Here is a 20,624-nt window from a genome sequence, read left to right as displayed (position 1 = left end):
GGGCTTCCTGCGTGCCATCTGCCCGTGCGGGTGTGCACGCCTCTCGATGGTCTGAAAAAGATGCTGGATAATAAAGCATGACCCGCTTGACGGCTAGCGCCGTCGGAGACTCTGTAAATGCCCGATCATGATGTACGCCTCGAACAACTTCGCCCCTGGCTTTATGCTCAACTGCAAAGCCTCTATCAGGCCCGGGGCTGGGGCGATTTGCCCGAAGGCGAGTTGACACCCGCCAGCAGTGACGCAAGTTTCCGCCGCTACTTCCGCTGGGCCACCCCTGAACGAAGCTTCATCGTCATGGATGCGCCCCCGCCGCAAGAGAACTGCAAGCCCTTCGTGGACATCGCCGCGCTGCTCGCCAGTGCCGGCATCCATGTGCCGCAGATTCTCGTGCAGGATCTGGAGCGGGGCTTTTTGCTACTCAGCGACATGGGCCGCCAGACGTACCTGGACGTGATCAATCCGCAGAACGCCGAGTCGCTGTTCGCCGGCGCCATCGATGCCCTGCTCAAGTTCCAGCAACTGCCCATGACCGCGCCGTTGCCCAGCTACGACGAAGCGCTGCTGCGGCGTGAGCTGGAATTATTCCCGGAATGGTATGTGCAGCGGCACTTGGGAGTGCGCTTCAACGAAACCCAGCAGGCTCAGTGGGAGGCGGTCAGCCGCTTGCTGATCGACAGCGCGCTGGCCCAGCCGAAAGTACTGGTGCATCGGGACTACATGCCGCGCAACCTGATGCTCAGCGCGCCCAACCCTGGGGTGCTGGACTTCCAGGACGCGGTATACGGGCCTGTGACCTACGACGTGACCTGCCTGTTCAAGGACGCCTTCCTCAGTTGGCCCGAGGCACGGGTCGGTGACTGGCTCAGCGGGTACTGGCGCGCCGCGCGCAGCCAAGGGGTGCCGGTGCAAGACAACCTTACCGACTTCCTGCGGGCCAGCGACCTGATGGGCGTGCAGCGGCATTTGAAGGTCATCGGTATCTTCGCGCGCATTTGCCATCGCGACGGCAAGCCACGGTACCTGGAAGACGCGCCACGTTTCTTTGCCTATATCCGCTCAGTGGCCAAGCGCCGCCGTGAATTGGCGCAGCTGGGCGAACTGCTGGCCAGCCTGCCGCAGCTGGCAGAGGCTAGCGCATGAAGGCGATGATCCTCGCCGCCGGCAAAGGCGAACGCATGCGCCCGCTGACTTTGCACACGCCCAAGCCTTTGCTGCGCGCCGGAGGCGTGCCGCTGATCGAGCACCACCTACGGGGTCTGGCCGCGGCCGGCTTTCGGGAAGTGGTGATCAATCACGCCTGGTTGGGCGCGCAGATAGAAACCTACCTGGGCGATGGCGCGCGGTTTGGCGTACAGATCCAGTATTCGCCCGAGGGCGAGCCGTTGGAAACCGGCGGTGGCATCTACAAGGCCCTGCCGCTGTTGGGAGAGAACCCTTTCGCGGTCATCAACGGCGACGTATGGGCCACCTTCGACTATGCGCGGCTGCGCCTGCCAGAGGGGGGCTTGGCGCACTTGGTGATGGTGGATAACCCCGCCCATCACCCCAAGGGGGACTTCGTACTGGTCGACGGCCGGCTGTCGGACTTGCCAGCGCCTGGGCAGGCATTGACCTACAGCGGTATTGCGGTGCTGTCCCCGGCGCTGTTCGCCGGCTGCACCGAGGGCGCGTTCAAGCTGGCTCCGCTACTGCGCCAGGCAATGGCGGATGGCCGCGTAACCGGCGAGTACTTCAGCGGCCCCTGGGTCGATGTAGGCACCCCGGAGCGCCTGGCAGACGTGGAGCGGCTGCTGGCGGAGGCTAACTGATGCTGTGGCCAGTGACTGTAGTGGGCGCGGCGGCAGGCTTCGCCCTCGCCCATCTCCCGGGTGCGATTCTTGGCGCCTTGGTGGGGCAGGCGGTGGATCGGCGCCTTGATCTGCATGGCTGGGCTCAGATGTGGGCTCGAATCTGCGGCCGTGGCGGCTTGGAAGAAGAGCAACTGCTGTTTGTGCTGCTGGGGCGCTTGGCCAAGGCCGACGGCAGGGTGCTGGACAGCCATATCGCCCAGGCTCGCGGCGAAATGACGCTGCTAGGGCTGGATGAGCCGGCACGCCAGCGCGCGATCGCTGCCTTCGGCCGTGGCAAGGCTGGCAAGGATTCGCTGCGCGGCCCGTTGCGCCGCCTGCATGACCAACCGACCACCGCCGAGGGATTGCTGCGGGCCTGTTGGCGGATGGCATGGGCCGATGGCCGAATCGGCCCGAACGAGCAGCAGTTGCTCCTCGACTGGGGCAACTGGCTCGGTTGGGCCGCGCCGCGGGTGCGCGGCTTGGGCGGGGAATATGCGCCGGCCTCGCGCACCCTGGCCAACCCGACCGACGCCTATACGAAGGCGTTGCACTTGCTGGGCGTGACGGCCGATAGCGAGCTGGAACAGATCAAGCGCGCCTATCGTCGGCTGCTTAGCCGGCACCATCCAGACAAGCTGCAAGGCATGGGGGCTTCCCCTGCGCAGGTCCGTGCTGCCACTGAGCGTACCCGCGAGTTGCATAGTGCATTTGAGGTAATCCGTCGTCGTCGCGGGTTTTAGGCTCTGCACGACAATGTACCGCGCGTCGTGATGCTGCGTTGGAGCCAGGCCCGGAATGCTCGTATACAACCCGTAAACCCGAGCGCGGGCCTAATCCGCTTCCTTGCCTGCCCTCACCTTGCGCGACTTCGTGCGAGCCCATTACGTACAGGCCTGCATATCAGGACTGTGGGCTCAGCCAGCCCCGAACGCGGCGGTAGAGCTGCTCCTGTTCCGCGGTGCGGTCGCCCGGCAGGGGCGCTAGTTCGGTCTGGCTATAAAGGCTGCCAACCTGGCGTTTGCTCGCCTGCAAGCGCTGCGCTGCCGCACTGCGCAGTGCAGGGCTGGTGGCGTAATAAATGTCGGCTACCGGCACCTTCAGTTGTGGGGCCAGTTGGTCTAGCCCGGCCGGCGCGGCGTCTGGCGTTTTCCCGGCCACCATCACCAGGCGCTGTGCCCGTGAAGGCTGTCGTTCGCTGAGGTAGCGGGCTGCCCAATAGGCGCCAGTGCCATGGCCGACCAGCACGATGTTGCGGGCCTTGACCTGCTGGGCGAAGGCGATGCCGGCATCGATGCGGGCAAAGATGCGCGCGGCGTCCGTTTTCAATTGGTCATCGGGCGTCTCGGCCGGCGCCGGGGCGGTGGCGTCTGCGCCACTGGCCGCGGCTTGTTCTATGGGGGCATTGGCATCGGCCGGGGTGGCCGAGCTGCCGGCCGCGGCTGGCGCGGGCGGATCAACGGCGCGGGGTTGCATGGCCTCGCTGAGCAGGTCTGGCAGGGTCAGGCTCAGGGTGCTCCAGCGTGCATCCGGCAACCGATTGCGCAGGGGCGCGACAACCTCTGGCCAGTTGGCGGTTTCCCCAGCGCCGGGGATGATGATCACCATGCCGGCCGGATCCGGATCGTTCGCCGGGTGCCACAAGGCCAGGAAGTTATCGCCACCAGCTTGCAGGGTTTGCTGTTCTTGGGCGGGTAACTGGCGGGCGAGGGCCTGGGCTTCCTGCTCGCTGCGCTCTAGCAGAGGTGGGCGCTCTACGGCAGCGGCGGGCGGCTCGGCCGGGGCATCGGCGGCGGTAGCGGTCAGGGCCAGGGACAGCGGCAGGGCGGTCGCCAGGGCAAGCAGCGTGGCATGTGGAAGAGCGCGCATCGTGGTTTCCATATCGATTGCTTGCCCGCAGCCTAAGGCCATTCGGCGGCCACCGCCAGTGCCCAGGCCCGGCCAGCTGCCCGGTTGGGTGCCCCATCGGCTACAATGCGCGCCACCGTGTTCAGCCTACAGGTCCAGCATGCAACCCTACGCTATTGCGCCGTCCATCCTCTCCGCCGATTTCGCTCGCCTGGGTGAGGAAGTCGACAACGTACTCGCCGCCGGAGCGGATGTGGTGCACTTCGATGTGATGGACAACCACTATGTTCCCAACCTGACCATTGGCCCGATGGTGTGCGCCGCATTGCGCAAGTATGGCGTCACCGCGCCCATCGACGTGCATCTGATGGTGAGCCCGGTGGACCGCATCATCGGGGACTTCATCGAAGCCGGGGCGACCTATATCACCTTCCACCCAGAAGCCACCCAGCACGTGGACCGCTCGTTGCAGCTGATACGCGATGGCGGCTGCAAGGCCGGGCTGGTGTTCAATCCGGCGACCCCGCTGAACCTGCTCGAGTATGTGATGGACAAGGTGGACATGATCCTGCTGATGAGCGTGAACCCAGGCTTCGGTGGGCAGAAGTTCATCCCCGGCACCCTGCGCAAGCTGCGCGAGGCGCGAGCATTGATCGACGCCAGCGGCCGGGATATCCGCCTGGAGATCGACGGCGGGGTCAACGTACAGAACATCCGTGAGATCGCCGCGGCTGGCGCCGACACCTTCGTGGCGGGTTCGGCGATCTTCAATGCGCCGGACTACCGTGCCGTGATCGACAGCATGCGCGCCGAGCTCGCCCTGGCCCGCCCATGAGCGGGTTCGCGCAGCTGTTCGAGGGGCAATTGCCCCGGCTGGTGATGTTCGACCTCGATGGCACCCTGATTGATTCGGTGCCAGACCTCGCCGCGGCGGTGGACAGCATGCTGGTGCAGCTCGGCCGTGCCCCGGCTGGTATCGACGCCGTACGCATGTGGATCGGTAACGGCTCGCGGGTGCTGGTGCGCCGCGCTCTGGCAGGCAGCCTGGAGCATGCCGAGGTCAGCGATGAGCAGGCTGACCAGGCCCTGGCATTGTTCATGGCCGCCTATGGCAACGCCCATGGCGCTACCCGGGTGTATCCCGGTGTGCGCGAAACCCTGAAATGGCTGGCGGGCCAGGGCGTGGAGATGGCGCTAATCACTAACAAGGCCGAGCAGTTCGTAGCGCCCCTGCTCGACGAGCTCAAGCTGGGCCGTTACTTTCGCTGGATCATCGGTGGCGACACTCTGCCCCAGCAAAAGCCAGATCCTGCCGCCTTGCTCCACGTGATGAAAATGGCCGGTGTGAACCCGGCGCAAGCGCTGTTCGTGGGCGACTCGCGTAACGATGTGCATGCAGCAAAAGCCGCTGGCGTGGCCTGTGTGGCGCTGAGCTACGGCTATAACCATGGCCGGCCCATCGCCGAGGAAGCCCCGTCGCTGGTGGTGGATGACCTGCGCGCGCTTCTGCCCGGTTGCTTCGGGCGATCCGCTGATATAACGTTGGCCGATACCCCTGCCTCTTCAGGTCGAGAATCCCACGTGGCGGTTACCTGCAAACTCTGGATGAAAGTCATCAAGGCCCTGGCCCGTTGGCGCTGGCGCGCCTGACTCTCCCTGGCCGGCATGCCGGCGCGTTTGCTCGTTTTCCTGTTCTTTGCTCCGCCACGAGGCAGCTATGACCCGCGATGAATTCCTGCGCTTGGCCGATTCCGGCTACAACCGCATCCCCCTGGCTCACGAAACCCTGGCCGACTTCGACACGCCGTTGTCGATCTACCTCAAGCTGGCCGATCAGCCCAATTCCTACTTGCTCGAATCCGTGCAAGGCGGGGAAAAATGGGGGCGTTATTCGATCATTGGCTTGCCGTGCAGAACGGTGCTACGGGTGCATGACCACGTGGTGCGTATCACCCGCGACGGCGCTGAAGTCGAACGCCATGAAGTCGAGGATCCGCTGGCCTTCGTCGAAACGTTCAAGGCCCGCTACAAAGTCCCGACGATCCCTGGATTGCCCCGCTTCAACGGCGGCCTGGTTGGGTATTTCGGCTACGACAGCGTCCGTTATGTGGAAAAACGCCTCGGTGCCAGCCCAAACCCAGACCCTATCGGCGTACCGGACATCCTGTTGATGGTCTCTGATGCGGTGGTGGTGTTCGACAACTTGGCAGGGAAAATCCATGCCATCGTGTTGGCGGACCCGAGCCAGGCAGATGCCTATGAGCAAGGCCGTGCACAGTTGGCCGAGCTGATGGAGCGGCTGCGCCAGCCGATCACTCCGCGCTCAGGCCTGGACTTTACCCAGCCCCCCGGCCAGGAGCCGGCCTTCCGCTCCAGCTTCACTCAGGAGGATTACGAGCGGGCGGTGAACACCATCAAGGACTACATCCTTGCCGGCGATTGCATGCAGGTCGTGGTATCCCAGCGGATGTCCATCGACTTCAAGGCCGCGCCCATCGATCTGTACCGCGGGCTGCGCTGCTTCAACCCTACCCCTTATATGTACTTCTTCAATTTCGGCGACTTCCACGTGGTCGGCAGCTCTCCGGAAGTGCTGGTGCGGGTGGAAGACAACCAGATCACCGTGCGGCCGATTGCTGGCACGCGCCCCCGTGGCGCCACCGAAGAGGCAGACCATGCCCTTGAAGTGGACCTGCTGAGCGATCAGAAGGAGATCGCCGAGCATCTTATGCTGATTGACCTTGGCCGCAACGACACGGGGCGAGTCTCGGAAATCGGCAGCGTGAAGCTCACCGAAAAGATGGTGATCGAGCGGTACTCCAACGTGATGCACATCGTGTCCAACGTGACGGGCCAGTTGAAGCAAGGCCTCACTGCCATGGACGCCCTGCGCGCCATTCTGCCGGCGGGTACCCTGTCAGGCGCGCCGAAGATCCGCGCGATGGAAATCATCGATGAGCTCGAGCCGGTCAAGCGTGGCGTATATGGCGGCGCGGTGGGCTATTTCGCCTGGAACGGCAATATGGACACGGCAATCGCCATCCGTACCGCAGTGATCAAGGACGGCGAACTGCACGTACAGGCCGGCGCGGGCATCGTTTCGGACTCGGTGCCGGCCCTGGAATGGGAAGAAACCCTTAACAAGCGGCGGGCCATGTTCCGCGCCGTGGCACTGGCCGAGCAAAGCCAGGGCTGACCCAGCGGTGTCGCCCGCCTGGCCACTTCCAGATTCGAGAGGTTCGCACCATGTTGCTGATGATCGATAACTACGACTCCTTTACCTATAACGTTGTGCAATACCTCGGCGAGTTGGGGGCCGAGGTGAAGGTTGTGCGTAACGATGAAATCACCGTGGCTGATATAGAAGCCCTGGCGCCGGAGCGCATCGTTGTGTCCCCCGGGCCCTGCACGCCGAGCGAAGCCGGCATTTCGATCGAAGCGATCCTGCACTTCGCCGGCAAGCTACCGATCCTTGGTATTTGCCTGGGGCACCAGGCGCTCGGCCAGGCCTACGGGGGCGAAGTGGTCCGCGCGCGCCAGGCGATGCACGGTAAAACCAGCCCGGTTCACCACCATGACCTTGGGGTGTTCGAAGGCCTGGCGCAGCCGTTGACGGTTACCCGTTATCACTCGCTGGTCGTCAAGCGTGAGACCTTGCCCGACTGCCTTGAAGTCACCGCCTGGACCCAGCATCCGGATGGCAGCTTCGATGAGATCATGGGGCTGCGTCACAAAACCCTGACCATCGAGGGTGTGCAGTTCCACCCTGAGTCGATCCTCACCGAACAGGGCCATGAGCTGCTGGCGAACTTCCTCAAGCAAACCGGTGGCACCCGTCAGGGTTAAGGAAAGGTAATGGACATCAAGACAGCCCTGGGGCGAGTGGTTACCCAACTGGATCTGAGCACGGAAGAAATGCGCGACGTGATGCGCCAGATCATGACCGGGCAATGCACCGAAGCGCAGATAGGCGCGTTCCTCATGGGCATGCGCATGAAGAGCGAGAGTATCGATGAGATCGTCGGTGCCGTGTCCGCCATGCGCGAGTTGGCGGGCCGGGTAGAGCTGGCGTCGCTGGACCGGGTGGTGGATATCGTCGGCACCGGAGGCGATGGCGCCAACATCTTTAACGTGTCTACCGCCTCGGCGCTGGTGGTGGCAGCCGCCGGCTGCACCGTGGCCAAGCATGGCAACCGCGCGGTGTCGGGTAAGAGCGGCAGCGCCGACCTGCTCGAAGCCGCCGGGGTTTACCTGAACCTCACACCCGCTCAGGTGGGCCGCTGTATCGACAGCATCGGTATCGGCTTCATGTTCGCCCAGGCGCACCATGGCGCGATGAAGTTCGCCGCCGGGCCACGTCGGGATCTGGGCCTGCGGACCCTGTTCAACATGCTCGGGCCGCTGACCAACCCGGCGGGTGTGGTCCACCAGGTAGTAGGCGTATTCAACCCGGCGCTGTGCCGCCCGCTGGCGCAGGTGTTGTTGCGGCTGGGCAGCAAGCATGTGCTGGTGGTGCACTCGCGTGATGGCCTGGATGAGTTCAGCCTTGCCGCGCCTACCGCCGTGGCGGAATTGAAAGACGGCGAGGTGATCGAGTACAGCGTGGAGCCCGAAGATCTAGGGCTGCGTAGCCAAAGCCTGCACGGCTTGACCGTGGAAAGCCCGCAGGCGTCGCTGGAGCTGATCCGCGATGCACTTGGCCGGCGTAAAACCGAAAACGGCCGCAAGGCGGCTGAGATGATTATCCTCAACGCCGGCGCCGCGCTCTACGCGGCAGACCATGCCACCTCTCTGAAAGAGGGCGTGGCCTTGGCCAGCGACGCGTTGCACACTGGCCTCGCCCGGGAAAAACTCGAAGAGCTCGGTGCCTTTACGGCAGTATTCAAGCAGGAGAACGAAGCATGAGCGTGCCAACAGTGCTGGAGAAAATCCTCGCCCGCAAGGCCGAGGAGGTGGCTGAGCGCAGGGCACGCATCAGCCTGAGCGAACAACAGGCCGCCGCTCGGTTAGCCTCCCCGGTGCGGGGTTTTGCCCAGGCGCTGTTGGAGCGCCAGCAAGCCAAACAGCCCGCGGTCATTGCCGAGATCAAGAAGGCATCACCGAGTAAGGGCGTGATCCGCGAGCAGTTCTACCCTGCCGAAATCGCCAAGAGCTATGAAGCCGGCGGTGCCGCTTGCCTCTCCGTGCTGACCGACGTGGATTTCTTCCTGGGCGCGGACCTTTACCTTCAGCAGGCTCGCGAAGCATGCGCCTTGCCGGTCATTCGCAAGGATTTCATGATCGACCCTTACCAGATCTACGAAGCCCGTGCCTTGGGGGCGGACTGCATACTGCTGATCGTCTCGGCGCTGGATGACGGGCTGATGGTCGAGCTGGCGGATACCGCCAAGGACACTGGCCTCGACGTGTTGGTTGAAGTGCACGACGGCGACGAGCTGGAGCGCGCGCTCAAGCACTTGGACACCCCCTTGATCGGAGTGAACAATCGCAACCTGCATACCTTCGAAGTGAGCCTGGAAGCCACCCTTGAGCTGCTTCCGCGCATTCCTCGCGACCGCATGGTGGTAACCGAAAGCGGCATTCTCAACCGCGCGGACGTGGAGCTCATGGAAATCAACGACGTGTATGGCTTCTTGGTTGGCGAAGCGTTCATGCGCGCGGAACATCCAGGCGACGAGCTGGCGCGACTGTTCTTCCCCGCCCGCTGAGGCGAACCGTCAGGCACTGGACAGGAAGCGAGGGCTGCAATGGATCAGCTGCGACAACTTACCACTGAGCAAGGGCTGCAGGCTGAGCTTGCCTTGCTCACGGCGGTCTGCAATGGCGAGCGCACCGATGGTGTGCTGTTCTGGCAGCCTACCGACCAGGCATTGGTGATGCCGCGGCGCATGGAGCGACTGCCAGGCTTCGTTGCCGGCGCCGCGGCCGCCGCCGAACTTGGTTGGCCGGTGCTGTTGCGGGAAACCGGAGGTGAGCCGGTGCCGCAATCCGCAGCCACGGTGAACGTTGCGCTGGTCTATGCGGCGCCCCGCGCCGAAGGTGACCTCAACAGGCTGGAGCGGGCCTACCTGCGACTGTGCGAGCCGTTGTGCTGGGTATTGGAGAGCCTGGGCGGCCAGGCAAGCCTGGGTGAGGTTCCCGGTGCGTTCTGCGACGGGCGTTATAACGTGAACCTTGATGGCCGCAAGTGGGTTGGCACTGCGCAGCGTTGGCGGCAATCGCGTCACCATGGCGGCCCGGTGGTATTGGTGCACGGCGCCATGCTGATGCAGGACCAGCGGTTGGCAATGGTCGCCGCTGTCAATGGTTTCAACCAGGCTTGCGGGTTGCCGCAGCGCTGCCTGGCCGAAAGCCATGTAGCGTTCGAAGAGCGCTTTCCCGGTGAGGCAGCGCTCAGCGCGCTGCAAGATTCACTGGAAGGCGAACTGGTAAAGGTTCGCGCGCTTCATTAGCGGGTGCCGTACACCACCATGGTTTTGCCTTTTACCTGGATAAGCCGGCGTTCTTCCAGGTCCTTGAGCACCCGCCCGACCATTTCCCGCGAGCACCCGACGATGCGGCCGATTTCCTGGCGCGTGACTTTGATCTGCATCCCGTCGGGGTGAGTCATGGCGTCTGGTTCTTTGCACAGGTCGGTGAGGCAGCGAGCGACCCGCCCGGTAACGTCGTGAAACGCCAGGTCGCCGACCTTGCGGGTCGTGCGGCGTATCCGGTAAGCCATTTGCGTGCTCAGGCTATAGAGGATCTCCGGATCCAGCCGGGCCAGTTCGCGGAACTTGGCGTAGCCTACCTCCGCCACTTCACACTCGGTTTTGGCGCGTACCCAGGCGTTGCGCTCGCCTTCCATATGAGGAGGATCGAACAGCCCCAGCTCGCCGAAGAAATCGCCTTGGTTAAGGTAGGCGATCACCATTTCCCTGCCGTCGCTGTCCTCGATCAGGATGGTGACCGAGCCCTTGAGGATGTACGAGAGCACACTCGACTTGTCGCCGGCGCAAATGATGTTGCTTTTAGCCGCATAGCGGCGGCGCTGGCAGTGAGCCAGAAGCTTGTCGAGGGGGTTAATCTTGGTGGCTGGCGCGACCATGGGCTGAGTTCCGATACAAGGCGACGGTTGAGTGCGGTTCGGTGAATGCCATCAAATTGGCGCCAGCTTAACAGCACTTCATTTGTATCGCGATATTTGCCGATAACTTGAGGGTCTCGCCAACCCGAGGTGAATTTTGCCTCTGGGCGGCTGTGCTAAGCTGGCGCCCTTTTCAACGGGAGCGCAGCAATGAAGGCACGTATTCAGTGGGCCGGCGGGGCGATGTTTATTGGTGAATCCGGCAGCGGCCACGCCGTGGTCATGGATGGCGCCCCAGAGCACGGCGGTCGTAACCTGGGCGTGCGGCCGATGGAAATGGTGCTGATCGGGCTGGGCGGCTGCAGCAGCTTCGATGTGGTAGCCATTCTCAAGAAAGCCCGCCAGCCGGTGGAAAGCTGCGAAGCCTTCCTGGATGCTGAACGCGCCGACGAAGACCCAAAAGTGTTCACCCGCATCCATTTGCGTTTCGTGGTGAAGGGCCGGGGCCTGAAGGAGTCGCAGGTCAAGCGGGCAGTAGAACTGTCCGCCGAGAAGTACTGCTCGGCTTCCATAATGCTGGCGCGCGGTGGCGTAGACATCAGCCATTCCTACGAAATTGTCGAGCTGGGCGAGAGCGACATCCAGGCATCATAAAACCCGCCCATACTCTGGCATACGGTGGCGCGGGTCTGCATAATGCGCCACTTTTTCAAGGCTCACCTTGAGCCCGGGCCCACCCGGGAAAGACAACCAAAATCGCCAACGCGAAGAGGTGTAAACCGTCCTACGCAGACGCCGGCCGGCGCCTGACGGGCATGCTTGATCACGCGGCAGAGCCGCATTCAAAGAGAGTTTTCAGACGGTGAATAGCAAACTCAAGCTCCACGGGTTCAATAACCTGACCAAGACCTTGAGCTTCAACATCTACGACATCTGCTACGCGCAGACGCCGCAAGATCAGCAGGCTTACGTCGAGTACATCAACCACGAATACGACGCGGCCCGGCTAACCCAGATCCTTACGGATGTCGTCGATATCATAGGTGCCAATATCCTGAACATTGCGCGTCAGGACTACGAGCCCCAAGGTGCCAGTGTAACCATCCTGATCTCCGAGCAACCGGTGACCCCCACCGAAAGCCAGATCGAGGAATCGCCTGGGCCGCTGCCGGATACCATCTTGGCGCACTTGGACAAAAGCCATATCACGGTCCATACCTACCCGGAAATTCACCCGGACAACGGCATCGCGACCTTCCGCGTGGACATCGACGTTTCCACCTGCGGCGTGATTTCACCGCTCAAAGCTCTGAACTACCTGATTCATCAGTTCGATTCGGACATCGTCACCGTGGATTACCGGGTACGTGGCTTTACCCGGGACATCGAGGGGCGCAAGCACTTCATCGACCACGAGATCAATTCCATCCAGAACTACTTGTCGGAAGACACTCGCGACGCCTACCAAATGGTCGACGTGAACGTGTACCAGGAAAACCTCTTCCATACCAAGATGCTGCTCAAGCAATTCGAGCTAGACAATTATCTGTTCGGCGATGCCACCAGCAACTTCTCCGCCGAACAGCGCGCGCAGGTCACTGAGCGGGTTAAGCACGAAATGCTGGAAATCTTCTACGGGCGCAATTTCGCCTGATAGCCATGCTGGCTTGAATACCCCCTACCGGCAGGCTATCGCCGGTAGGGGGTTAGGCTGCGTTTTCATCTAGATGCGATAAGTGCTCTTGGTCATCACTTTGGCCATCAAGCTCATGCCCACCTTCACAGGCAGCGGAAAGCGTGCGCCGCCAGCATCCAGGGCCGCTTGGGCATGATGAGCCTCATCGTCGCGCATCTGCTCAAGGATCGCGCGAGATTTGTGGTCTTCGGCGGGCAGCTCGTGCAAATGCTCATCAAGATGTTTGCAGACCTGCTGTTCGGTGGCCGCCACGAAGCCCAGGCTGACTTTATCGCTGATAAGGCCGGCGACTGCGCCCATACCGAACGACATGCCGTAGAACAACGGATTGAGCACGCTGGGCCGGCTGCCGAGCTGGCGAATACGCTGTTCGCACCAAGCCAGATGGTCTACCTCTTCGTCCGCTGCGTGTTCCATGGCCTCCCGGATTTCCGGCAGGCGCGCCGTCAGCGCCTGGCCCTGGTACAACGCCTGCGCGCAGACCTCGCCGGTATGGTTGACGCGCATCAAGCCAGCTACGTGCTTGCTTTGCACTTCGCTCAAGGCCGCGTCCGGTTGCAGCAGGGCAGGGGAAGGGCGCGCCGGCTGGCCGCTGAACGGCAACAGCGTGCGCGCGACGGTGTCGGCCTGGAGCAGTAGTTTATCGAGGATCGAATAGTGACGGTCGTGGGCCACGAAAACCTCCTGGGATATGAAAAAACCGGTGCGTGGCGGAGTGGTCAGCCCGGAGGCCAGTGCATCTGGCGTTGGCCAAGCACATGCATATGAATGTGATAGACCGTCTGGCCGCCCAATTCATTGCAGTTCATCACCACCCGAAAACCTTCCTCGCAACCTAGCTCCAGTGCCAGGCGCTGGGCTGTGAACAGAATATGCCCGGCGAGGCCTTTATCGTCTTCCGTAAGGTCGGCCAAGGTGCGGATGCCCTTTTTAGGCACTACCAGGAAATGCACCGGCGCTTGGGGCGCGATGTCATGAAAGGCGATGACCTGGTCATCTTCGTAGATAATCTTCGCGGGTATTTCTCGCTTGATGATCTTGTCAAATAGCGTGTCCACAGCATTTCTCCCTGGCTGTCGTTGCCCTGCAGTTTACTCAACCAGGCGCCGGAGCGCCCAGTTCTGTTTGTTCATGGCCGTGTATAAGCCCGGTTGACCGCGGCCGCGGCTTTGCGAACCAGCCATCGAGGCGCCAGGCGTGAAGCTCGGGCCAGCCAACGGGCGCGCCATCCGGGGATGATCAGCGCCCGGTTGCGTTCCAGCGCCAGCACCGCGCAAAGCGCCACCTCTTCCGGCGTCAGTGGCAGGCGGCTGCCGCGCAGTTTGCGAGGCAGAGTGCCTTGAGTGCGTAGCGGCCCAGGGCAGAGTACACATACGGCCACGCCACTCTGGCGCAGTTCTTCGCGCAACCCTTCGGAAAGATGGAGCACATACGCCTTGCTGGCAGCATAGCTGCTCATCCAAGGGCCAGGCTGGAAGGCGGCCACCGAGGCGACATTAAGAATTTGCCCGCCGCCACGCACAGCCATGCTGTTGCCAACGGCGTGACAGAGGCGCGCCAGTGCGAGGACGTTGAGCTCGATCAGGTCTTGCTCGCGCAACCAATCCTGGGCGAGGAAGTGGCCTTGCGAAGAGAGGGCGGCGCAGTTCACCAGCAGGTCAATGTGCTGCTCGCTTTCCTCGAGCTCAAGCAGAAAGCCGGTCAGGCGCAGCGGTTCGCTAAGGTCGCAGGCGCGGAACAGCACGTCCACCCCGAAGCGCTGGGTGAACTCCAGGGCAACTGGTTCAAGCTCGTCGCGGTAGCGTGCCACCAGCAGGAGGTTGCGCCCCCGCCGCGCCAAGGCTTCGGCCAGTGCCAGGCCTAGACCGCTGGAGGCGCCGGTTACCAAGGCATAGGAAGGCATAGAGGTACCGAAAACAAGAAGGCTGTTAAACGGCGAAGTTTACCGCCATGCCCTGTGGCGTGATAGGGAAGGTTAGAACGGCTTTACGACCACCAGGATCACGATCAACAGCAATAGCACTACCGGCACCTCGTTGAACCACCGATAGAAGGTGTGGCTGTGCCGGTTTTCGTTCCTCTCGAAACGCTTGCGATGCGCGCCGCATACATGGTGGTAACCAATCAGGAGCACCACCAGCGTCAGCTTGGCATGTAGCCAGCCCATGGCTAACCAGGCCGGGTTCAGATAGACCAGCCACGCGCCAAACACCAAGGTGAGCAACATGGAGGGGGTCATGATGCCCCGATACAACTTGCGCTCCATCAGTACGAAGCGTTCCCGGCTAGGCGCATCCTCGCTCATGGCGTGGTAAACGAACAGGCGGGGCAAATAGAACAATGCGGCGAACCAGCACACCAGGCTGACGATGTGCAGGGCTTTTATCCATAGATAGAGCATGTAAGGGCTTCCCACGGTTTAGGACGCCACGATAGTAGAGCGCTGTTGGCGGCTCGTCATCCTGGCAGTTGTGGCCATTGCCTCACGCCCCTATCATCGAGGATTTCCAACAGCGTACTCAGGGCGGATAGGTAGATGGTCAAGGTCGGTATCGTTGGTGGCACGGGTTACACCGGTGTTGAGCTCTTGCGCCTGCTCGCGCAGCATCCGCAGGCTGAAGTGGCGATCATCACCTCGCGATCGGAAGCAGGTGTTTGCGTTGCCGACATGTACCCCAACCTCCGTGGCCATTACGACCATCTTAAGTTCAGCGTGCCGGACACCGCTGCCCTGGGCGCCTGCGACGTAGTGTTCTTCGCGACGCCACATGGTGTTGCACACGCCTTGGCTGGCGAGTTGCTGGCTGCCGGCACCCGAGTGATCGACCTCTCGGCGGATTTCCGCCTGCAAGACGCCGATGAATGGGCTCGCTGGTATGGCCAACCCCATGGCGCACCGGCCTTATTGACCGAGGCGGTGTATGGCCTGCCGGAAGTGAACCGTGAGCGCATCCGCTCCGCGCGGCTGATCGCCGTCCCCGGCTGCTATCCCACCGCAGCCCAACTGGGCCTGCTGCCGCTGCTCGAAGCCGGTCTCGCCGACACTTCCCGGTTGATCGCCGATTGCAAGTCCGGTGTCAGTGGCGCTGGTCGTGGCGCCAGCGTCGGTTCGCTCTTCTGCGAGGCGGGCGAAAGCATGAAGGCGTACGCCGTCAAAGGGCATCGGCACCTACCGGAAATCAGCCAAGGTCTGCGCCGGGCTGCCGGTGGAGATGTCGGCCTGACCTTCGTGCCTCACCTCACGCCCATGATCCGCGGCATCCATGCCACCTTGTATGCAACCGTGGCCGACCTTTCGGTAGACCTGCAAGCGTTGTTCGAGCACCGCTATGCCGATGAGCCCTTCGTGGATGTGATGCCGGCGGGCAGCCATCCGGAAACACGCTCCGTGCGCGGCGCCAACGTGTGCCGGATCGCTGTTCACCGCCCGCAGGATGGCGATCTGGTGGTCGTGTTGTCGGTCATCGACAACCTGGTCAAAGGCGCATCTGGGCAGGCCGTGCAGAACCTTAATATTGTCTTTGGCTTGGATGAACGCCTTGGTCTGTCCCACGCTGGGCTGATGCCTTAAGCGGCTCAGCCAAGGCAGGTCTATGCGGCCCCCTGAGCAATTGTTGACCATTTTGCTCAGGGAAGCGGATAATGCCCGCATTTCGCATTAGAGTTCGGCTTGCGCCGGGAGAGTCAGCATGAGTGTTGAAACCTTCACCCCCACGGTTTTGCAATTCACTCAGGGTGCCGCCCACAAGGTGAAGACCCTGGTCGATGAAGAGGGCAACGATCGCTTGAAGCTTCGCGTGTTCGTCACCGGTGGCGGCTGCTCCGGGTTCCAGTACGGCTTCACCTTCGATGAAGAGATCGCTGAAGACGACACCATCGTCGAGCGCGAGGGCGTAAGCCTGGTGGTCGATCCGATGAGCTTCCAGTACTTGGCTGGCGCCGAAGTGGACTATCAGGAAGGGCTGGAAGGATCGCGCTTTGTGATCAACAACCCGAATGCCAGCACGACCTGCGGCTGCGGGCAGTCGTTCTCCATCTGACCCAAAGGCTGGCTCTTATCAACGCCGCGATGATCGCGGCGTTTTCAATCAGGCGGGATAAATAGCGCCCAGGACCCTCAGCCCTTTCGCGCCGGTGACGGCGGGGCGATTCGCAGGAATACCCTCGAGGCAGCAATGGGCCAGCCAGGCGAACGCCATGGCTTCCATCCAATCCGGGTCAACCTCCAGGGCTGCGGTGCTCTTGACTGGCGTGCTGCCCGCTAGCACTTGCAAGCGGCTCATCAGTTCAAGGTTATGGGCGCCTCCGCCGCATACGAATACGCCGTCGGGCTGCGGCATGTTGCGCAGCAGCGAATCGGTCACAGTGCGGGCGGTCAGTTCCAGCAGGGTCGCTTGTATGTCTTCCGGTGCGACGGTGGGATGCTGGGCCAAATGCCTCTGTAGCCAGGCAAGGTTGAACACTTCCCGGCCCGTGCTCTTTGGGCCAACGGTAGAGAAGAAGGGATCGGCCAGCAGTGTTTGCAGCAGTGCAGTGTCGACCGTGCCGCTTGCCGCCCAGGCTCCGTGGCGATCGAACAGCTCGCCTCGGCAGGCGTGTATCCAGGCGTCGAGCAGTACATTGCCAGGGCCGCAGTCGAACCCGGACACCGGCTGCTCGGGGCGAATCAAGCTCAGGTTGGCAAAGCCACCCAGGTTGAGCACCGCGACCGCTTCGCCCTGCGCCGCAAACAATGCTTCATGGAAAGCCGGGACCAACGGTGCGCCCTGACCGCCCGCGGCCACATCACGACGCCGGAAGTCTGCGACCACGGTAATGCCGCAGCGCTCGGCCAGCAGCGCTGGGTTACCAATTTGAACCGTGAAACCCCGGGCCGGCTCGTGCCGGATGGTCTGGCCATGGCTCCCCACCGCGCGCACCGTTTCAGCGGCTACGCCGGCGCTGCGCAACAATTGGCCGATACCATCGGCGGCGAGAGCTGCCCACGCGTTCTCTGCCAATGCTGCGCGGGCAATCTCGTCGGCGCCGCTGGCGCACAGTGAGAGCAATTCGGCTCGCAGGGTGGGCGGAAGCGGGACGTAATGCGAGGCAAGCAGGCGAGTAGAGCTCCCCTGTTCAATCAGCGCGATGTCCAGGCCATCGAGGCTGGTACCGGACATCACCCCGATATAGCGGCTCATCAGCGTTTACTCGCAACCAGGGTGGCGCGCTCTTGGTCCATCCGCGCCATCAATGGTTGGGCGGTCTGCAGGAAGCGCTGGCGCTCATTGCGAGCGATCGGTTCAGCCATCGGTAGCTTTTGGCCCAATGGGTCCACATGTACGCCGTTGACCTGAAACTCGTAATGCACGTGGGGCCCCGTGGAAAGGCCGGTGGTGCCGATATAGCCGATCACCTGGCCTTGCTTTACCGGGCTGCCGTCGCGGATACCTTTGGCGAAGCCTTGCATGTGGCCGTAGAGCGTGCGGTAGGTGTTGCCATGCTGGATGATCACAGTATTGCCGTACCCGCCCTTGCGGCCGGCCAGGATGACCTTGCCATCACCGGTTGCCTTGATCGGTGTGCCGCGCGCGGCCGCGTAATCCACGCCTTGGTGAGCGCGAATCTTGTTGAGAATCGGGTGTTGGCGGGCGCCGGAGAAGCGTGAGCTGATCCGCGCGAAATCCACTGGGGAGCGAATAAACGCCTTGCGCATGCTATTGCCGTCGGCCGTGTAATAGTTGGTGTTGCCTTGCTTGCTAGTGTAGCGGATCGCGGTATAGGCCTTGCCACGGTTGATGAACCGGGCGGATAGCACGTTGCCGGTACCTATTACCTTGCCGTCGAGGACCTTCTGCTCGTACACCACGTCGAATTGGTCGCCGGGATGGATGTCCTGAGCAAAATCGACGTCGTAGCCGAAGATGTTCGCCAGATCCATGATCTGCGCATGGGACAAGCCCGCGCGCTGAGCGGAGGCGGACAGCGAGCTGGTGATGGTGCCGTGGGCATAGGCGGCGCGCATTACCGGGGTTTCCACGGCTCTTTGGAAAGCGAACATGCCGTTGGCGCCCCGCTCCAGGCGGATCGATTCCAAATGGGAAAGCTGGGTGTGCAGGGTTTGCAGCTTGCCGTCCGCGGTCAGTTCAAACTCGAGAATCTGGCCCTTTTTCAGATGGGCAAATTGCTTGGCCTGTTTGTCGCTGTCCAGTGCGGACTGAACCTCAGCGGCAGACAAGCCGACCTTCTCGAACAGCGCCGAGAGCGTATCGCCCCGGCCGACTACCACTTGGCGGTGGGTCGAGGAGGGCGCGGCAGGTGCCTGGCTAGCCATGGCTGGGGTCGCATCAGGTTCAGCGAGAGGTTCGCTCGCCGAGGCGGGCGTGTCGTCGCCATCCCCCTCGATCTGTGCGAAGGGAGATTCGCCAGGCTCAGTTGCCGGAGCGCTCTGCTCTTGGTCTTGAAGGGTTTGCGCGGGCGGTTCCAGGTCGATTGCCAGCGAGGTCTTCTTCGCCTCTACGTCGCTGGAGGGGAAAACCAGCAGGGCCAGGCTCAGCAGGGCGGCAATGCCGCTAGCGGCCAGAAGGTGAGTTTTGGGGTATAGCGGCGGCGCTTTGGATGGGGCGTCGGTCATAGTTTTTGGCTTTGAAAATAGGAATGAAAATGAATTGGAAAAGATGAATGACATGATGAAGATGAAATAACTGCCTAAAATATAACCAATTCATTCCCGAGGCAAGCTTTCCCAGACGCTTTCAGACTATGCCTGAGTCACACACCTGTGCTGCTTGGGTTTAAAGCGGTGATCTTGTATGTTGGGCGCTTTTGAATCGCAGCCTTGTGGGTCTTGTATATGAAGTCTGTTGACGAGCAGCTCGCGCTGATCAAGCGCGGCGCGGAAGAGGTGTTGGTCGAGGCCGAGCTGGTCGAGAAGCTCAAGCGTGGGCAGCCGCTGCGGATCAAGGCCGGTTTCGATCCAACGGCGCCGGACCTGCACTTGGGGCATACGGTGCTGATTAACAAGCTGCGGCAGTTCCAGGACCTCGGCCACCAGGTGATTTTCTTGATCGGGGATTTCACCGGGATGATTGGCGACCCAAGCGGCAAGAGCGCCACCCGTCCGCCGCTGACCCGCGAGCAGGTTCTGGAGAACGCCGAAACCTACAAGACTCAAGTATTCAAGATCCTTGACCCGGCCCGGACCGAGGTTGCTTTCAACTCTACCTGGATGGACCAGATGGGGCCGGCGGATTTCATTCGCTTGACGTCCCAGTACACCGTAGCGCGCATGCTCGAGCGGGATGACTTTCAGAAGCGCTACAGCACCAGCCAGCCCATAGCCATTCACGAGTTCTTGTATCCGCTGGTGCAGGGTTACGACTCGGTAGCGCTGCGGGCAGATGTGGAACTCGGTGGCACCGATCAGAAATTCAACCTGCTGATGGGGCGTGAGTTGCAGCGGGGCTACGGCCAAGAGCCGCAGAACATCGTCACCATGCCGTTGCTGGAAGGCCTGGACGGCGTAAAGAAGATGTCCAAGTCCCTAGGCAACTATATAGGCATCCAGGAAGCGCCCGGCGTGATGTTCAGCAAGCTGCTGTCCATTCCCGATACGCTCATGTGGCGATATTTCGAGCTGCTTAGCTTCCGTTCCATGGATGAAATCGACGCCTTCAAGGCCGATGTGGCAGCTGGCGCCAACCCTCGCGACATCAAGATCAGGCTGGCCGAAGAAATCATTGCCCGGTTCCACGGGGAAGAGGCTGCGGCCAACGCCCACCGTGGCGCGGGCAATCGGATGAAGGATGGAGAGCTCCCAGAGGACCTGCCAGAGGTTGCGTTGTCCGCAGCCGAAGACATGCCTATCGCCGCGGTGCTTAATAAGGCGGGGCTAGTGAAGAACTCGGCGGCCGCTCGTGATCTGCTCAGCGCGGGCAGCGTGCGTATAGATGGCGAGGTCGCCGACCGTGCCTTCATGTTTAAGGTAGGTGCTACTCATGTGTGCCAGGCCGGCAAGAAGGCCTTTGCACGCATTACGCTCAATGCCGAGTAAGTTTTCTTAAAAAGGTGTTGACGCCCCTCCGAAAGCCCTTATAATGCGCCCCACTTCCAGCGACAATGGAACGGCAAACTCCTTGTAAATCAGAGGGTTAGCTTTCAAGAGGCGGTGGAAGTGGCTTCGGTCTGCGGATCGGCAGCGGTG

Annotated in this window: 23 protein-coding genes; 15 read left to right on the top strand and 8 right to left on the bottom strand. The window is 62.1% G+C overall.

Going from position 1 to position 20,624, the window contains the following annotated elements; all coding sequences use genetic code 11:
- Positions 1–117 precede the first annotated feature (117 nt).
- The 3 genes from OGL93_RS04210 to OGL93_RS04200 are packed head-to-tail and all read left to right on the top strand — an operon-like array spanning position 118 to position 2,575.
- On the top strand, positions 118–1,143 hold the full coding sequence (locus OGL93_RS04210; protein WP_263261134.1) for a phosphotransferase: 1,026 nt from the start codon (positions 118–120) through the stop codon (positions 1,141–1,143).
- Positions 1,140–1,811 carry an N-acetylmuramate alpha-1-phosphate uridylyltransferase MurU gene (murU, locus tag OGL93_RS04205; protein WP_263261133.1) on the top strand — a complete coding sequence of 224 codons (672 nt, stop codon included), beginning with the start codon at positions 1,140–1,142 and terminating at the stop codon, positions 1,809–1,811. The genes OGL93_RS04210 and murU overlap by 4 nt, the downstream gene beginning before the upstream one ends.
- A complete protein-coding gene (locus tag OGL93_RS04200) occupies positions 1,811–2,575 on the top strand; it encodes a TerB family tellurite resistance protein (RefSeq protein WP_263261132.1) in 765 nt (254 codons plus the stop codon). Before murU ends, OGL93_RS04200 begins: the two co-directional genes overlap by 1 nt.
- 160 nt (positions 2,576–2,735) lie before the next feature.
- On the opposite strand, the gene OGL93_RS04195 is transcribed toward OGL93_RS04200, so the two are convergent.
- A complete protein-coding gene (locus tag OGL93_RS04195; protein WP_263261131.1) occupies positions 2,736–3,701 on the bottom strand; it encodes an alpha/beta hydrolase family protein in 966 nt (321 codons plus the stop codon).
- A 139-nt stretch (positions 3,702–3,840) separates the two neighbouring features.
- Between OGL93_RS04195 and rpe the strand changes: the two genes are divergently transcribed.
- The 7 genes from rpe to OGL93_RS04160 all read left to right on the top strand — a co-directional run bounded on the left by rpe (position 3,841) and on the right by OGL93_RS04160 (position 10,132).
- Positions 3,841–4,515 carry a ribulose-phosphate 3-epimerase gene (gene rpe, locus OGL93_RS04190; protein ID WP_263261130.1) on the top strand — a complete coding sequence of 225 codons (675 nt, stop codon included), beginning with the start codon at positions 3,841–3,843 and terminating at the stop codon, positions 4,513–4,515.
- The gene (locus tag OGL93_RS04185; protein ID WP_263261129.1) at positions 4,512–5,330 is read left to right on the top strand and encodes a phosphoglycolate phosphatase; all 819 of its coding nucleotides are present in this window, start codon (positions 4,512–4,514) and stop codon (positions 5,328–5,330) included. Before rpe ends, OGL93_RS04185 begins: the two co-directional genes overlap by 4 nt.
- 67 nt (positions 5,331–5,397) lie before the next feature.
- Positions 5,398–6,876, top strand: a complete 1,479-nt coding sequence (gene trpE, locus OGL93_RS04180; RefSeq protein WP_263261128.1) for an anthranilate synthase component I — start codon at positions 5,398–5,400, stop codon at positions 6,874–6,876.
- 50 nt (positions 6,877–6,926) lie between these two features.
- Positions 6,927–7,526 carry an aminodeoxychorismate/anthranilate synthase component II gene (locus OGL93_RS04175; RefSeq protein ID WP_263261127.1) on the top strand — a complete coding sequence of 200 codons (600 nt, stop codon included), beginning with the start codon at positions 6,927–6,929 and terminating at the stop codon, positions 7,524–7,526.
- 9 nt (positions 7,527–7,535) lie between these two features.
- Positions 7,536–8,585 (top strand): anthranilate phosphoribosyltransferase, encoded by a 1,050-nt coding sequence (gene trpD, locus OGL93_RS04170; protein WP_263261126.1) that lies wholly within the window; start codon positions 7,536–7,538, stop codon positions 8,583–8,585.
- Positions 8,582–9,388, top strand: coding sequence for an indole-3-glycerol phosphate synthase TrpC (gene trpC / locus OGL93_RS04165; RefSeq protein ID WP_263261125.1), 807 nt, complete (start codon positions 8,582–8,584; stop codon positions 9,386–9,388). The genes trpD and trpC overlap by 4 nt, the downstream gene beginning before the upstream one ends.
- Positions 9,389–9,427: 39 nt before the next feature.
- On the top strand, positions 9,428–10,132 hold the full coding sequence (locus OGL93_RS04160; protein WP_263261124.1) for a lipoate--protein ligase family protein: 705 nt from the start codon (positions 9,428–9,430) through the stop codon (positions 10,130–10,132).
- Here the strand turns inward: OGL93_RS04160 and crp are convergent.
- The gene (gene crp, locus OGL93_RS04155; protein WP_263261123.1) at positions 10,129–10,767 is read right to left on the bottom strand and encodes a cAMP-activated global transcriptional regulator CRP; all 639 of its coding nucleotides are present in this window, start codon (positions 10,765–10,767) and stop codon (positions 10,129–10,131) included. The two genes, OGL93_RS04160 and crp, sit on opposite strands and share 4 nt — an antisense overlap.
- A gap of 189 nt (positions 10,768–10,956) precedes the next feature.
- On the opposite strand from crp, the gene OGL93_RS04150 reads away from it, so the two are divergent.
- Both OGL93_RS04150 and speD read left to right on the top strand, forming a co-directional pair.
- Positions 10,957–11,400: an OsmC family protein gene (locus OGL93_RS04150; protein ID WP_263261122.1), complete on the top strand. Its 444-nt coding sequence runs from the start codon at positions 10,957–10,959 to the stop codon at positions 11,398–11,400.
- 208 nt (positions 11,401–11,608) lie between these two features.
- On the top strand, positions 11,609–12,400 hold the full coding sequence (speD, locus tag OGL93_RS04145) for an adenosylmethionine decarboxylase (RefSeq protein WP_263261121.1): 792 nt from the start codon (positions 11,609–11,611) through the stop codon (positions 12,398–12,400).
- A 69-nt stretch (positions 12,401–12,469) separates the two neighbouring features.
- Here speD and coq7 read toward each other — a convergent pair whose 3' ends face one another.
- From coq7 to hemJ, 4 genes are all read right to left on the bottom strand, one after another.
- Entirely contained in the window at positions 12,470–13,117 is a 648-nt protein-coding gene (gene coq7, locus OGL93_RS04140) for a 2-polyprenyl-3-methyl-6-methoxy-1,4-benzoquinone monooxygenase (RefSeq protein ID WP_263261120.1), read from the bottom strand.
- 44 nt (positions 13,118–13,161) lie between these two features.
- Positions 13,162–13,500: a histidine triad nucleotide-binding protein gene (locus OGL93_RS04135; RefSeq protein ID WP_263261119.1), complete on the bottom strand. Its 339-nt coding sequence runs from the start codon at positions 13,498–13,500 to the stop codon at positions 13,162–13,164.
- Between the two features lie 71 nt (positions 13,501–13,571).
- Entirely contained in the window at positions 13,572–14,345 is a 774-nt protein-coding gene (locus tag OGL93_RS04130) for an SDR family oxidoreductase (RefSeq protein ID WP_263261118.1), read from the bottom strand.
- 72 nt (positions 14,346–14,417) lie between these two features.
- Positions 14,418–14,843, bottom strand: coding sequence for a protoporphyrinogen oxidase HemJ (gene hemJ / locus OGL93_RS04125; protein ID WP_263261117.1), 426 nt, complete (start codon positions 14,841–14,843; stop codon positions 14,418–14,420).
- Between the two features lie 135 nt (positions 14,844–14,978).
- Between hemJ and argC the strand changes: the two genes are divergently transcribed.
- The gene (argC, locus tag OGL93_RS04120) at positions 14,979–16,013 is read left to right on the top strand and encodes an N-acetyl-gamma-glutamyl-phosphate reductase (protein WP_263261116.1); all 1,035 of its coding nucleotides are present in this window, start codon (positions 14,979–14,981) and stop codon (positions 16,011–16,013) included.
- A 118-nt stretch (positions 16,014–16,131) separates the two neighbouring features.
- Entirely contained in the window at positions 16,132–16,482 is a 351-nt protein-coding gene (gene erpA, locus OGL93_RS04115) for an iron-sulfur cluster insertion protein ErpA (protein WP_040259836.1), read from the top strand.
- A gap of 48 nt (positions 16,483–16,530) precedes the next feature.
- Here the strand turns inward: erpA and OGL93_RS04110 are convergent, their stop codons facing one another.
- Together OGL93_RS04110 and OGL93_RS04105 are read right to left on the bottom strand one after the other, a co-directional pair.
- Entirely contained in the window at positions 16,531–17,622 is a 1,092-nt protein-coding gene (locus OGL93_RS04110) for an anhydro-N-acetylmuramic acid kinase (protein ID WP_263261115.1), read from the bottom strand.
- The gene (locus tag OGL93_RS04105; protein ID WP_263261114.1) at positions 17,622–19,055 is read right to left on the bottom strand and encodes a peptidoglycan DD-metalloendopeptidase family protein; all 1,434 of its coding nucleotides are present in this window, start codon (positions 19,053–19,055) and stop codon (positions 17,622–17,624) included. The genes OGL93_RS04110 and OGL93_RS04105 overlap by 1 nt, the downstream gene beginning before the upstream one ends.
- 219 nt (positions 19,056–19,274) lie before the next feature.
- On the opposite strand from OGL93_RS04105, the gene tyrS reads away from it, so the two are divergent.
- A complete protein-coding gene (tyrS, locus tag OGL93_RS04100) occupies positions 19,275–20,474 on the top strand; it encodes a tyrosine--tRNA ligase (protein ID WP_263261113.1) in 1,200 nt (399 codons plus the stop codon).
- Positions 20,475–20,624: the final 150 nt, after the last annotated feature.

The organism is Pseudomonas sp. RIT-PI-S (assembly GCF_025642975.1).
Classification (GTDB): Bacteria; Pseudomonadota; Gammaproteobacteria; order Pseudomonadales; family Pseudomonadaceae; genus Aquipseudomonas.
This window is presented reverse-complemented; position numbering and strand designations above follow the sequence as displayed.